Annotated in this window: 10 protein-coding genes; all 10 read left to right on the top strand. The window is 74.2% G+C overall.

Annotation, left to right across the window (positions count from 1 at the left end; genetic code table 11):
* Positions 1-118: 118 nt before the first annotated feature.
* The 10 genes from WMF26_RS44420 (at position 119) to WMF26_RS44465 (ending at position 13696) form a co-directional block, all read left to right on the top strand.
* The gene (locus tag WMF26_RS44420) at positions 119-1474 is read left to right on the top strand and encodes a hypothetical protein (protein ID WP_437997664.1); all 1356 of its coding nucleotides are present in this window, start codon (positions 119-121) and stop codon (positions 1472-1474) included.
* Between the two features lie 147 nt (positions 1475-1621).
* Positions 1622-2221: an RNA polymerase sigma factor gene (locus WMF26_RS44425; protein WP_437952090.1), complete on the top strand. Its 600-nt coding sequence runs from the start codon at positions 1622-1624 to the stop codon at positions 2219-2221.
* The gene (locus WMF26_RS44430) at positions 2218-3330 is read left to right on the top strand and encodes a tetratricopeptide repeat protein (protein WP_437997665.1); all 1113 of its coding nucleotides are present in this window, start codon (positions 2218-2220) and stop codon (positions 3328-3330) included. The genes WMF26_RS44425 and WMF26_RS44430 overlap by 4 nt, the downstream gene beginning before the upstream one ends.
* Before the next feature lie 73 nt (positions 3331-3403).
* Entirely contained in the window at positions 3404-4462 is a 1059-nt protein-coding gene (locus WMF26_RS44435) for a hypothetical protein (RefSeq protein WP_437997666.1), read from the top strand.
* A 61-nt stretch (positions 4463-4523) separates the two neighbouring features.
* On the top strand, positions 4524-5558 hold the full coding sequence (locus WMF26_RS44440) for a hypothetical protein (RefSeq protein ID WP_437997667.1): 1035 nt from the start codon (positions 4524-4526) through the stop codon (positions 5556-5558).
* Positions 5559-5616: 58 nt separating this feature from the next.
* Positions 5617-7686, top strand: coding sequence for a PEP/pyruvate-binding domain-containing protein (locus tag WMF26_RS44445; protein ID WP_437997668.1), 2070 nt, complete (start codon positions 5617-5619; stop codon positions 7684-7686).
* Positions 7687-7750: 64 nt separating this feature from the next.
* Positions 7751-8434 (top strand): DUF4956 domain-containing protein, encoded by a 684-nt coding sequence (locus tag WMF26_RS44450; protein ID WP_437334104.1) that lies wholly within the window; start codon positions 7751-7753, stop codon positions 8432-8434.
* Between the two features lie 100 nt (positions 8435-8534).
* Positions 8535-10655: an HlyD family secretion protein gene (locus WMF26_RS44455; RefSeq protein ID WP_437997669.1), complete on the top strand. Its 2121-nt coding sequence runs from the start codon at positions 8535-8537 to the stop codon at positions 10653-10655.
* Between the two features lie 131 nt (positions 10656-10786).
* Positions 10787-12022 (top strand): CotH kinase family protein, encoded by a 1236-nt coding sequence (locus WMF26_RS44460; RefSeq protein WP_437997670.1) that lies wholly within the window; start codon positions 10787-10789, stop codon positions 12020-12022.
* 360 nt (positions 12023-12382) lie between these two features.
* Entirely contained in the window at positions 12383-13696 is a 1314-nt protein-coding gene (locus WMF26_RS44465) for an Ig-like domain-containing protein (RefSeq protein ID WP_437997671.1), read from the top strand.
* Positions 13697-13756 lie beyond the last annotated feature (60 nt).

Below are 13756 nucleotides of genomic sequence, written 5' to 3' on the forward strand. Positions count from 1 at the left end.
GGCCGCCAGCGCGGCCGTTCCGGCGCCGCCGCCCCGCGGTGATCGCACGAACTCCGCGGTTCGAGGCGGCCCGCCGGGGATGGTGCCCCGGAGGGAAGGATGGTATTTTCCGCAGCCCGTGCCGGCTGCGTCGCTCGCGCTCGCCCTCCGCGCTGCCCGAACGGCCGCCAGCGCGGTGGCCTGCACGCTGCTCGCCCTCCCGGCCGCCGCCGAAGCGCCCAGCGCCGCCCGCGATGCGCCCAGCGCCGCCCGCGAGGCGCCCAGCGCCGCCCGCGCGCCGGTGCTCGTCCTCGCGGGCGGCGCCGGCCGCATCGACGAGCGGGCCATCGACCTCGTCGCAGCCCATGTCCGCCCCCTCGGCGTCCGCCTCCAGGTCGTCCGTGCCGGCGCGCCGAGGCGCACGCTGCACACCCTCCTCCCCGACGCCCGCGCCCTCGCCGACGCGTGGGACGCGCGGGGCGTGCTCTGGATCGACGCCGGCTCGAGCGACGAGCTGGCCTTGTACGCGGTCGAGCGCGGCGGCGATCAGGTCTACGGCCGCCGCATCCCGGTCCCGCCCGGACAGATCACCGCGGCCCTCGAGTCGCTCGCCAACATCGCCGGCGCCGTCGCCGAGGAGCTCCGCGAGGGGCGCATCGCCGGCCTGGCCGAGGTGGATGTCGCCGCGACCGCGGCCCCGCCGGCCGCTCTCCCCGAGCCCGCCGCCGCCCCCGCGCCCGCGGCGCCCCCCGCTCGACCGCGGGCGGCGCCGGCCCCGCCGCCGCCCGCGGTCGAGCGGGGCGCCCGCCCCGAGGCGCCGCCGCTGCCCACGCTGGCCGTGCAGGTCGGCTACACCGGCGCGAACTTCAGCGGCGAGGTGCCCTGGCAGAGCGCCGCCGCGCTCCGCGCCTCGTGGGCGCCGGTCGATCGGGCCGTCCTCGGCCTGGGGTACGATCTGGTCCCTGCGGCCACGCTCGGCGACGATCGGTCGCGGTTCGAGCTCGTGCGTCACCCCGTGAGCGCGACCGGCCAGCTCCGGCTCCGGCTCCCGCTCGGCTTCGACCTGCAGCTCGGCGCGCGCGCCAGCGTCGACGTCGTCGAGCGCATCCCTCAGCCTCCCCCGCAGCCCACCCCGTCGTCGCCGCCCGCGTGGCCGCTGCCGGCCCGGCCGCCGCAGCGGGGCGAGCCGCTGCCGCCCTTCCCTCCCCCCTGGCGGTGGCCGCGGATGATGCCGCGGCAGCTGCCCCCGCCCGAGGCCCGGACCGATGTGATCGTCAGCGCAGCGCCGGTCGCGGAGCTCGGGTACCCGCTCACCGGGTGGCTTCGCCTCAAGGCGATGCTGGGCGTGGACGTCCTCCTGTCGCAGCCGGACGCCTCGGTGCACCCGGCCCTCGCGCTCCAGCCCGACCCGGTGCGGTTCGTCGCCGGCCTCGGGCTGGAGCTTGGCCTCTCCTTGCCGGCTTCCCCGGCCGCGGAGGGCGCGGTCCGACGATGACCGCCCGCGCCGCGTGACCCGGCCCGGAAAGAAAATTGACCCGGGTTGGGCCGTGCGCCGCACCAGGTCGGGGCGATGGACGCTGCGCACACACGAGCTCTTCGCACGAGCCTCGGACCGTTTCCCGAGCCGCGCCCGGCCAGCGCCATGACCCGCCCCCCTTCCCCACCGCCGCCCACCGCGCCCCTGCCGCTCGATCTCGAGCGGATGCGCCGCGCCGGCGCGGGCGATCCAGAGGCGCAGGCCTGGCTCATGACGCACGTCATCCCCCGCGTCCGCCGGATCGCGCGGGCGTTCCTCCGCAGCTCGGCCGACGCCGACGACGCCGCGCAGCTCGCCCTGCTCGCGATCCTCGAGAGCGCCTCGACCTACCGCGGCGAGGCCGCCGTCGAGGCCTGGGCCAGGCGCATCGCCGCCCGCACGATCCTCCGCTACGCCAGGCAGCAGCGCCGGGACGGCGCGCCGGTCGCGCCGGAGAGCGCGATCGACGAGGAGGTCGCCCAGGCGCCGCATCAACCCCCGTTCGAGGCGCTCCCGCGCGAGGCGCGGGCGTACCTCGACGCGCTGCCGGAGGCGCAGCGCAACGTGATCCTCCTGCACCATGCGCTCGATTACTCGATCGAGGAGATCGCCGGAATGACCGAGGTCAGCCCCGACACCGTGAAGAGCAGGCTGCGCCTCGGGATCGGCGCGCTCCGCAAGCAGGTGCGCCAGGACATCGCCATCGGCCGCAAGAGGGCATCATGACAGGGACCCAGAAGCCCGAGATCGATCTGGACCGCCTGCCCGCCATCTTCGCCGCCGAGGCGCGTGGCGAGCCGATCCGCCCGGAGGACGCGGCGCTCCTCCGCCGCGCCGAGCAGGAGGACCCCGAGCTCCGCGGCGAGGCGCAGCTCTGGGCCGCGATCGGGAAGCTCGGCGACGAGCGCGGCGCCGGCCTCGAGCTCAGCGACGCCGCCCTGCTGGAGCGGGTGCTCGCGCGCGCCCACGTCGAGCCCGCGCCGAGGAGCGCGGCGCGGCCGCGCGCGGCGCCGCGGCCGGCGCTGCGGCGAGGGGTCGCGGGGACGCTCGCGGGCGTGGCCGCCGCGGCGACCCTCCTGGGCGCGCTCGCGGCGGAGCTGATCGACGGGCCCGCGCACGCGCCCCCGCCGGCGCCGGGCACGGGCGAGGCGCTCGCTCCGAGCAGCGCGCCGTCCGCCCCCGCGCCCGGCGAGGACGCGCCCTCGCCGGGCGCGGGCGCGGCGCCGAGCGAGCCGCCGGGAGCGCCCTCGCCGGGCGCAGGCGCGCCCTCGCCGGGCGCGGGCGCGGCGCCGAGCGAGCCGCCGGGAGCGCCCTCGCCCGGCGCAGGCGCGGCCGCTCCCCCGAGCGCGCCGTCGCCCCGCGCGGGCTCGGCGGCGGGCGAGCCCGCGGCCACCGGCGCGGGCGACGCCCGGGATCGCGCCCCGCAGCCGCCCAGGCCGCGCGCGGAGGAGCTCCCGATCGGCCCCGAGGCGCTGCTCCTGCGCGCGCAGGCCCGGCTCGGGGAGGGGAAGACCGCCGAGGCGAGCGCCGCGTACCGCGCCCTGCTCGCGCAGCACCCGTCCAGCCCCGAGGCGCGGGCGGCGCTCGTGTCGCTCGGCCAGATCGCGCTCCGCCAGGGCAAGCCGGCCGAGGCGCTCGGCCACTTCGAGCGCTACCTCGCCGGCCCCGGCGGCCCCCTCGCGGCCGAGGCCCGGGTCGGGCGGGTGCAGTGCCTGCGCCGGCTCGGGCGGGCGGCCGACGAGCGCGCGGCCATCGCCGACTTCCTCTCCCGCCACGGCCAGAGCGTCCACGCCCCGCGGCTGCGCGCGCGCCTGTCCGAGCTCGGCGGCACGTGAGCGCCGGCGCCCGCGCGGCCTCCGCAAAAAAGATTGACCCCCGAACCTGCGACATCTCCACCAGGTCATCGAGATGTCGCGAAAAATTCGCAGAATTGTAAAATTCCCTCACGGGGTCGGAGGGCGCGCCGGCGTCCTCGTCGGGCTCCTGAGCCTTCTTTCTCTTCACTGCTCGACGTCGGGCACGGGCGACACGACGGGCGCCGGCGGAGGCGGCGGCTCCGGCGGCTCCGGCAGCTCCACCGGGCCCGGCGGGCCGCCCGGCGACCCCACGCGCCTCGTCGGCGCCTTCCAGGTGCGCTCGCTCCCCGACACGCCGGCAGGCGACGCGCCGTCCGGCAGCACGTCGGTCGTCGGGAAGATCTACGACGGGCCCACGCCGTCGCAGATCATCTGGGAGATGGCGGCCGAGGAGGGCAGCTGCCGGCTCCTCACGCCGCGCGTCCCGTTCTGTAACGAGCCCTGCGGGGGCAGCGCCGTCTGCGTCGAGGACGACACGTGCGAGCCCTACCCGGCCGCGCACAGCGCCGGCGCCGTGACGGTGACGGGCCTGAACCTCGAGTCGGGCGAGGCGTCCCTCGTCATGACCCCCGTGGCGAACAACTACCAGCCTCCCGCCGGCGCGAAGCTCCGCTATCCGCCCGCCGACGAGGGCCAGGCGGTCCGCTTCGAGGCCAGCGGCGATTACTTCGGCGCCTTCGCGGTGGAGGCCAAGGGCGTGAGCCCGCTCGAGCTCCTGAACGACACGATCCGCCTCGATCCCGATCAGGACGTGCAGCTCGCGTGGACGCCGCCGGGACAGGCCGGCGGCTCGGAGATCTACGTGAAGCTCGACATCAGCCATCACGGCGGCACGAAGGGGATGATCGAGTGCTCCGCCGAGGACACCGGCTCGCTCGACGTGCCGGCGTCGCTCGTCACGCAGCTCCTCGACCTCGGCGTGGCTGGCTTCCCGACCGTCATCGTCACGCGCAGGTCCGTGGGCTCCACGACGATCACCTCCGGCCGGGTCGATCTCGTCATCTCGTCGCAGATCGAGAAGTCGGTCGAGATCGCGGGGCTCACCTCGTGCAACGACAGCTCGCAGTGCCCCGAGGGCCAGACCTGCCAGCCCGATCTCACCTGCAAATGAGCCTCGCCGGCTGCCGGCGCGGCGCACAGCCCAGCTTAACCAAGACAAAGGAACAGACGCCATGACCATCTCTTATCGCCCCTTGCTGCTGCCCCTCGCCGTCGCGCTGCTCTCCACCGCCGTAGGCTGCTCCGGCTCGGACGCGGAGGCGCCGAGCGACGGGACGACCAGCACGTCGTCGAGCTCCGGCGGCGGCACCACCGGCGGCGGCACCACCGGCGGCGGCACCACCGGCGGCGGCACCACCGGCGGCGCGACCACCGGCGGCGCGACCACCGGCGGCGCCACGACCGGCACCGGCGGCGGGACGACCGAGAAATTCAGCTTCTTCGTGACCAGCCTCGTCGCCATGCAGGAGCTGTCGGGCTCGGAGGACGGCTTCGGGGGCGATCTCCGCTTCGGGGAGACGGGCCCGGGCGCCGGCCTCCGCGGCGCCGACAAGATCTGCGCGACGATCGCCGAGAAGAGCCTCCCGGGCGCGGGGAGCAAGCAGTGGCGCGCGTTCCTGAGCGCCGTCGCGGGAGAGGACGGCAAGCAGGTCGACGCGATCGACCGGATCGGCGACGGGCCCTGGTACGACCGGCTCGGCCGGCTGGTCGCCAACAACAAGCAGGAGCTGCTCAACGATCGCCCCGTCGCGGCCGACGAGGCGATCATCGATGATCTGCCGAACGAGGACGGCGTCCCCAACCACCAGCCCGATCCGAGCCAGCCCGAGGTCGACAACCACGACATCCTGACGGGGACCAACGACCAGGGCAAGCTCTACAGCGCGACGGCCACGTGCAAGGACTGGACGGCCAAGGCGGGCGACAAGGAGGCGGAGGGGCGGCCGCGCGTCGGGCACTCGTGGCCGAGGAACTTCGGCGGCGGCTTCCCCGGCGGCTCCAGCGGCGCGGGCTTCCCCGGCGGCTCCAGCGGCGCGGGCGGCCCCGGCGGGAACATCAACATGGCCAACTGGATGTCGTCCCTCGACGAGTCGGGGTGTGCGCCTGGCATCAACCTCCTGGAGACCGGGGGGCCGCTGCCCAACGAGGCGACCGTCGGCTCGGGCGGCGGCTACGGCGGGATCTACTGCTTCGCGCTGACGCCCTGACGCAGGCGTGCCGGCGCGCGCCGCCCCTCGATCAGCTTACTTGTCTCAGGAGGAGTTCATGTACCAAGGCAATCGCATCACGTCGATCGTCACGCTCGCCCTGCTCTCCGCGGTGCTGCCGGGCGCGTGTGGCGGCGGCGACGCGCCGGACGACGTCGGCGCGGCCCCGGAGGTCTGCGAGCGGAAGGGCGACGAAGCATCGACGGAGTTCCTCAAGCGCGTCGGGTGCGCCGAGGACTTCGAGGCGCTCGCGTCGGCGCCCGTCGACGCGAGCTTGCCCGGCGCGCGCTCGGTCAAGGTCGTCCTGGATCAGGCCGATCAGAACGCGCTCTATTTCCAGAACAGCGTCCTCTACCAGATCCATTACGACTTCGTATCTTCGCACCTCTCCGGCGAGGGGCTGCCCTATGTCCCTCCCCTCGCCGAGTTCAACGCGACCGAGTACTTCACGCCGGATCGCCGCTTCGTCCTCGGCGCGGTGACGCATTACGAGGGTCCCGGCACGTGGGCGCTCGAGCTGTCTCCCTACGACACCGCGTCCGCGGACATGATCACCGCCCTGTTCCGGGCGGTGCAGGGGGCCTCCTTCTTCGGCGCGAAGCTCGCCTTCCACCCCACGTCGGAGGCCGTCGCGGTCGAGGCGGCGAAGCTGCCCGCCGACATCCCCGTGGTCAGCACCGGCGATCTCTACGCGGGGATCGACTACCAGCCGCTATCGCTCGGCAAGGCCATGGGGCGCCTCCACTTCGCGAAGGCGGCGGATCTCGACGACGAGTACCTGTCCCATCAGGACATCGTGGTGCTCGACGAGGCGCCCAACGACATCTCGGTCGTCCAGGGGATCATCACCGAGGAGTTCCAGACGCCGCTGTCGCACGTCAACGTGCTCTCCCAGAACCGGCGCACGCCCAACATGGGGCTGCGCAACGCGATGAGCCACCCGGAGCTGCTCGCGCTCAAGGACAAGCTGGTCGAGCTCACCGCGGGGCCGTCGTCCTGGAGCGTCCGCGAGGTCACCGAGGCCGAGGCCGAGGCGTTCTGGGAGGCGCACAAGCCCGAGCCCGTCACGCTCCCCGAGCTCGACCTGACGGTCACCGACCTGCGCGACATCGCGGAGGTGACCCCCGATCCGCCGGAGGGCGAGCCGCTCCGGGACGCGATCAAGCAGGCCGTCCTCGCCTTCGGCGGCAAGGCGGCCCACTACTCCATCCTGTCGAGGATCCCCGACCTCCCGATCCAGAAGGCGTTCGCGATCCCGGTCTACTACTACGACCAGTTCATGAAGCAGAACGGCTTCTACGAGCAGATCGAGGCGATGCTCGACGACCCGAAGTTCAACACCGACCCGGCGGCCCGCGACGAGCAGCTGAAGGCGCTCCGCGACGCCATGAAGGCGGCGCCGGTCGACGCCGACTTCCAGGCGCTCCTCAAGGCGAAGATCGAGGCGGAGTACCCCGGGCACAAGATGCGGTTCCGCACCAGCACGAACAGCGAGGATCTCGACGGGTTCCCGTGCGCCGGCTGCTACGACTCGAACACCGGCGATCCGACCGACTGGGAGGACGTCCTCGACGCCATCCGCAAGACGTACGCGAGCGCCTGGAAGCTCCGCACCTTCGATGAGCGCACCTATTACGGCATCGATCACCGGTCGATCGGGATGGCCCTGCTCGTGCACCACAACTTCCCCGACGAGGAGGCGAACGGCGTGGCCATCACCAACAACCCGTTCGACACGGCCGGCGTCCAGCCCGCGTTCTACGTCAACGTGCAGGCGGGCGGCGACGTGGAGGTCGTGGCCCCGCCGGCGGGCGTGACGAACGACGAGTTCCTCTACTTCTTCAGCCAGCCGAACCAGCCGGTCACCTACCTGACGCACTCGACCCTCGTGCCCGAGGGCGAGACGGTCCTCTCGGCGGCGCAGGTCCACGCGCTCGGCGCGGCGCTCGACGCCATCCACACCCGGTTCTCCCCCGCGTACGGCCCCGCGGCGGGCAACACCGGCTGGTACGCGATGGACGTGGAGTTCAAGTTCGACGACGACGCGAACCCGAACGAGCCGCCGACGCTCTACATCAAGCAAGCGCGCCCCTACCCCGGCCGGGGGGCTGCCGCCGGGGCGCCGTGAGGCGACCGCCCGCGCGCCCGGGCGGGCCACGCCCCGCGGTCGCCGCAGGCGAGGACGGACCATCATGATCGACTGGCTCGGATGGCTCACCCAGGGGAGCGCCGTGGACCTCCGCAGGGCCCTGGTGGCGCTCCTGCTCGCGTTCGGGCTGGGGCAGGTGGTCGCGCTCGTCTACATGGCCACCTTCCGCGGCCTCTCCTACTCCCGCTCCGCCGTGCACAGCATGGCCATGGGCAGCGTCATCACCTGCATGCTGATGCTCGCCGTGGGCAGCAGCCTCGCCGCCGGCATCGGCGTCGCCGTGGGCCTGAGCGCGGTCCGCTTCCGCACGACGCTCCGCGATCCGCGCGACGTCATGTTCGTCTTCGCGGCGCTCGGCGTCGGCATCGCCTGCGGGCTCCAGGCGTTCGGCGCGGCGCTCGCCGGGACGGCGATCTTCGGGGGCGGGACCTTGCTCCTCCACGCCACCGGCTACGGCGCGCGGCGGCAGCCGGACGGCCTGCTCCGCTTCACCGCGCCCTCGGTGCCCGACGCGGAGGAGGCGCTCGCGAAGATCCTCCGCGCGCACTGCCAGACGTTCTCCCTCGTGACCCTCCGGGAGGCCGCGCAGGGGACCCTCATGGAGCACGCCTACCAGATCAGCGTCCGCGCGCCCGAGCTCCGCGCGTCGCTCGTCTCGAGGCTGCAGGCCATCCCGGGCGTGCAGGACGTCTCGCTCATGCTCCAGGAACCGACGCTGGATCTCTAGCGGCCGAGGCCCCTCGTCGAGGGGACCGCCTCGCTCGCCCCACGGGCGCCCTCGGCCCGCTGACGCGACCGCCGTGGTCATCACCGCGCAAGGATCACCGATGCACAGCTACCAGCGACTCCGCTCGGCGCTCAAGGACGCCGGACCCGCGATCACCCTCGTGCTCACGTTCGGAGCCGCGCTGTGGCTCCACCTCGACGGCGGCGGCCCGCGCGGGCAGGTCTTCGGCTTCGCGGAGGCGCTGCCCGAGGCGATCTCGCCGATCGAGACCGCCCGCGTCGCCTCCATCGAGGTGGTCGTCGGCCAGGAGGTCGCGGCCGGGCAGGTCATCGCGACGCTGGACGCCTCGGCGATCGACGCCGAGATCAGCGTCGCGAAGGCGGAGAAGGCGCAGGTCGAGGCCGATCTCCGGATGGAGCTCGCCCTCGTCGAGCAGGAGCTCGACGCGGACCGCGCGTCGGTCGAGCGCCACCTCGCGGAGCAGCGCGAGGAGCAGCGCCGGGCGGTGGCCGAGGCGAAGGTGCTGGACGGCGAGATCGCGAGGATGAGGGCGCTCGTCGAGGGCCACCTGACGGTCGTCGACCAGCTGGCGAAGCTCGATCTGCAGCGCGCGACGGTGACGGCGATCGCCAGCGAGAAGCCGCGGACCCTGAGCCTGCTCGCGGCGCAGCTCGAGGCGGCCGATCGGCGCCGGAGCGAGCTCCGGGATCGGACGTCGGGGCTCGCGGCGAAGCTCGACGCGGACGCGCGCGTCGCGTCCGAGAACATCGCGATGCTCGAGCAGCGGCGCGCCGGGTACGCGCTGCGCGCGGCGAGCGCGGGGCGCGTCGCCTCGATCGACCGGCAGCCCGGCGACGTGGTCCCGGCCGGCGAGCCCGTGGTGCGGCTCGTGAGCGCGCGGTCGGGCGCGCGCGCGATCGCCTGCGTCCCCGAGCGGCTCGCGCTCGGCGTCCACGAGGGCGACGGCGCCGAGCTCTGGATCCGCGGCCAGCTCGGCGGTCCGCTGCCGGGCACGGTCGCCACGGTGGGCCCGGTCGTGTCGGAGCTCCCCCCGCGCTGCTGGCCGGCGCCGGAGGTGCCCGCGTGGGGCCGCGTGGTCACCATCGCGCTCGACGCGCCGGCCGCGCTCGTCCCCGGCCAGGCCTTCGACATCACCTTCGGCGGCGCGCGCGCGGCAGCGCCGCCCAGGGCCGCCCCGGCGCCGCCCAAGCCCGCCCCCGCCGCGCCCGCCCCCGCCGCGCCGCAGGCCGCCGCTGCCGCGTCGCAGCTCCCCATGAAGGTGCCGCCGGCGCTCGCCGGCCGCTCGCGCCTCGAGCCGTCCGGCGTCCTCGCGCGCCCCGGCGAGTCGCGGTACCTCATCGCCAGCGACGACACCGGCCACGAGCGCGACGAGGGCGCGCCGTGGCTCTTCGCGATGTCCGCGGGCGGCGCCGTCGCGCCGGATCCGGTGCCCGTGAGCGGCGTCGACGAGCTGAGCGACGTCGAGGGGATCGCCGCCGGCGACGCGGGCGAGGTCTACCTCCTCTCGTCGCAGAGCTACAGCAAGAAGGGGAAGCGCAAGCCCGCGCGGACCGCGCTCCTCCGCCTCCGCCCGGAGGGCGGCGGCTTCCGCGTCGACGGCGAGATCCACCTGGCGGAGCTGCTCGACGCGGCCCCCGCGCGCGCCGCGGCGCTCGGCCTCCCGGACGGGACGCGGGCGCTCGACATCGAGGGCCTCGCCTTCTGGCAGGGCTCGCTGTACCTCGGGCTGAAGGCGCCGCTCGATCCGCAGGGCAACGCGATGATCTGGCGGGTCGCCGCCCCGCTCGCGCTCTTCGGCGGCGAGGGCGCCTCCCCGGTCCAGGCCGCGCGGGCGAAGGGCGGCCGGGCCGCGGACGAGGCGAGGCGCTTCGAGGCGGCCCGCGTCTCGCCGTGGGCGCGCGTGCGCGTCGACGTGGAGGTCGACGGGCGGCCCACGCCGGGCGGCATCTCGGAGCTCGCCTTCATGCCGGACGGCTCGCTGGCGATCGCGTCCACGCCCTCGACCGCGGACGGCGATGCCGGCGCGCTGTGGCGGGTCGATCGCCCCGAGGCCGGCGTCCTCTCGCCGCGCCTGGTCCAGCGGTTCCCGGGGCTCAAGCCCGAGGGGCTCACCCCCTCGCTCGCGCCGGGCGCGCTGACGATCGTGTTCGACGCCGGCAGCGCCGCGCCGTCGTTCCAGGAGCTCCCGTGGCGCCCGTGAGCGCGGGCCCCCCCGCCCGGCGCCCCGATCCCGCCGCGCCGCGCCGCGGCGCGGGCGGCCGCCACGGCCACGCGGGCGGACGCGGTGGAGAGGCGGTATCCAGAGAGATGCCCCACAGCGAACCGGGAACGATGAGAACCAGCCACGCTTCCGCCGCCCTCGCGCTCCTCCTCGTCGCGGCGAGCCAGAGCGGCTGTCCGGTCCACGAGGAGACCGGCGAAGCGGTCTTCGATCGGACGAAGCTGCACACCATCGCGATCACCGTCGACGAGGCCCACCTGGAACAGCTCGCCACGGATCTCGAGGACCGCGTGCCGTGCACGCTGACCTACGACGGCGAGGTCATCGAGGGCGCCGGGATCCGGCAGAAGGGCAACGACATCAAGGATCTCGAGAAGAAGCCGAGCTTCAGCGTCAAGATCGACGAGTTCGACGAGCAGGCGGAGCTCGACGGGGTCAAGAAGCTCTTGTTGAACAGCGCCAAGCAGGACTCGAGCTTCCTGCGCGAGCAGATCGGCGGGGACATGCACGAGCGCGCCGGGGTGCCCGCCGCGCGCACCGCGCACGCGGTGCTGAGCCTGAACGGCGTCGACAAGGGCATCTACGTCGTCACCGAGGCCATCGACAAGCGGTTCCTGCGGCGCCATTTCGGCGAGAAGAACGACGAAGGGGCGCTCTACGAGGGGCCGTGCTGCGGCGATTTCGTCGACGACCTCGGCGCCGCCGAGCTCGACGGCGGGGAAGACCCGGGCGCGGCCGCGCTCCGCGCGCTCGCCGACGCCATCCGGGACACGCCGGACGAGGCGCTGGCGGCGAAGGTGAGCGAGCACCTCGACCTCGATCGCTTCATCACGAGCTTCGCCCTCGAGGCGCTCCTCGGCCACTGGGACGGCTACGCGTACCGCGCGAACAACTATTACCTGTACGAGAACCCGGTCGACGGGCGCTTCGTGTTCCTCCCCCACGGGATGGACCGCATCCTGGACGACCCGCGCTTCGACACCGAGACCGCGCCCGTCGCCGTGCTCCCGCGCCGCATCCGCGAGATCCCGGCGCTCGACGCGCGGTTCCGCGCCGAGCTCGACCGCCTCGCGAGCGCGGCGTGGGACGAGGGCGCCGCGCTCGCGGCCATCGATCGGGCGGCGCAGGTGATCAACACGGCCAGCGCCGGCGAGGAGACCCGGGAGGATCTTGTCGAGTTCAACGCGAACGCGGGCCCGCTCCGGGACGCCCTGACGCTGCGCCGCGCCCTGATCGATCCCGCGATCGTGTGCGGCGACGGCGACGTCGGGGGGCTCGAGACGTGCGATGACGGCAACACGGCGGCCGGCGACGGGTGCAGCGCGGCGTGCCGCGTCGAGCCCTGACCGCCGGCGCCCCTCCCTTCTGCTGCACGGCGTCGGGCGCCGTGACCGAGCTCAACCGTTGAGTTGCGCAAGCCGCTGCCGGAGCCCGCGAACGGTTGCGGGATGGCGCAAAGACCCGCGAACCTCCTGACCTGACAGAGCGCCTCCGGCGCCGCTGAACCGCAAATTCCCGACGCCTCCGGTCGGCCCTGCCGCGGCATGCGCGATGCTGCAGGCGGAGCCCGGCGCGCAAGGGGCCATGGGGCCGCCCTGGAGATCTGCTGTCAGCAGAGCTCGCCGCGCCCGCGATGATGTTGCCGAACGTCACCAGGGAGAAGGTGCACCATGCGAAGCTTATTCCACTCTCGCGCGAGTAAAACGATGCTCATCGCGCTCGTCGGCGCGACGCCGGCGTGCGACGGGGGCGCGGAGGACGCCGCGGCGAAGGAGGCCGCGGAGACAGGGGCCATCCGTGCGGCGCTCACGGTCGGAGGCCTGCGTCACGATGTCGTCGCGGTCCACTACAAGGTCGTTGCCGCGGACGGCAGCTGCGGTGATGCGGCCATCGCGGAGACCACGAGCGCGCTGGAGGAGGAGGCGCTCCCCGAGCTCGCGCTGCCTCCCGGGTCCAGGGTCCACGCGGGGGCCGACGGCCTCTTCGTGTTGCCGCCCGGCGTCTACCGCGTCTGCGCGACCCCGCTCGGCAGCGCCGGCCCTTCGGTGGAGTGCGCCCCCGCCGAGGCGACGGCCGCGGTCTACCCCGAGGGGACGTCCGAGATCACCCTCGTCTCCCAGTGCGCCGGGGCGCCGAACGGCGGGCTCGACGTCGTCGCCGCCCTGAACGACCCGCCGACGATCGACGACATCGACATCGCCCCGAGCAAGTTCATCACGCAGTGCGAGACCGCCGCGATCGCGGTGACGGCGTCGGATCCCGACGGCGACGCGTTCTGGGTCGACTGGGAGCTCACGGGCGGCGCGGGCGAGCTCGCGGGCGACGGCGGCGCCGCGACGTTCACCCCGGCGGGCCCGGGCGTCGCCACGGTCCAGGTGACGGTCACCGATGTGCTTGGCGGGAGCAGCCGGCTCTCGTTCCCCGTGCACGTGTCGGCCGCGGACTGCGGCGGGGCGACCTGCAGCGACGGCATCCAGAACCAGGGCGAGACCGGCTTCGACTGCGGGGGCCCGTGCGCGCCGTGCGGCGGCGTCTCGGTCTACAGCTTCGTCGACACGCCGACGGACGACGTGGGCATCAAATCGCTCTACGACTTCTTCTCGAGCCTCGGCAGCGTGAGCTCGAGCCAGTACATCCTGTTCGAGATCGTCACGAACGAGGGCGCGACCGCCTGGTGCTCCGAGAACGCCGCCTTCTACGTCGACACCTACGTCGCGCAGACGTACGAGGGCGGCGGCGGCTTCCAGTCGGGCCCCTGGAACAAGTACTGGCGCGTGGCCGGCGGCCCCTGGTCCGGCCCGGACACGGGGCAGTACTCGAACAGCTACGCCGCGACCTGCGATGAGAGCCCGTACTCGTGGTGCGCCGAGTGGGGCCTGGGGGGCAACCAGTGGGCCGTGATGCCCCATCACACCGTGACCAACGGCGAGAGCTACCTCAACTGGAGCTATTCGAACGGCGAGAACTGGGTGGTCACCATCGCGGTCGGCGATGACCGCCTGTCGACCTGCGGCTTCTAGCCAATCGCCGGCGGGGCTGTTCCACGGCGGCGGACCGTCGCGATCCGCCGCATCCCCAGG

Source organism: Sorangium sp. So ce185 (genome assembly GCF_051526825.1).
Classification (GTDB): Bacteria; Myxococcota_A; Polyangia; order Polyangiales; family Polyangiaceae; genus Sorangium; species Sorangium cellulosum_D.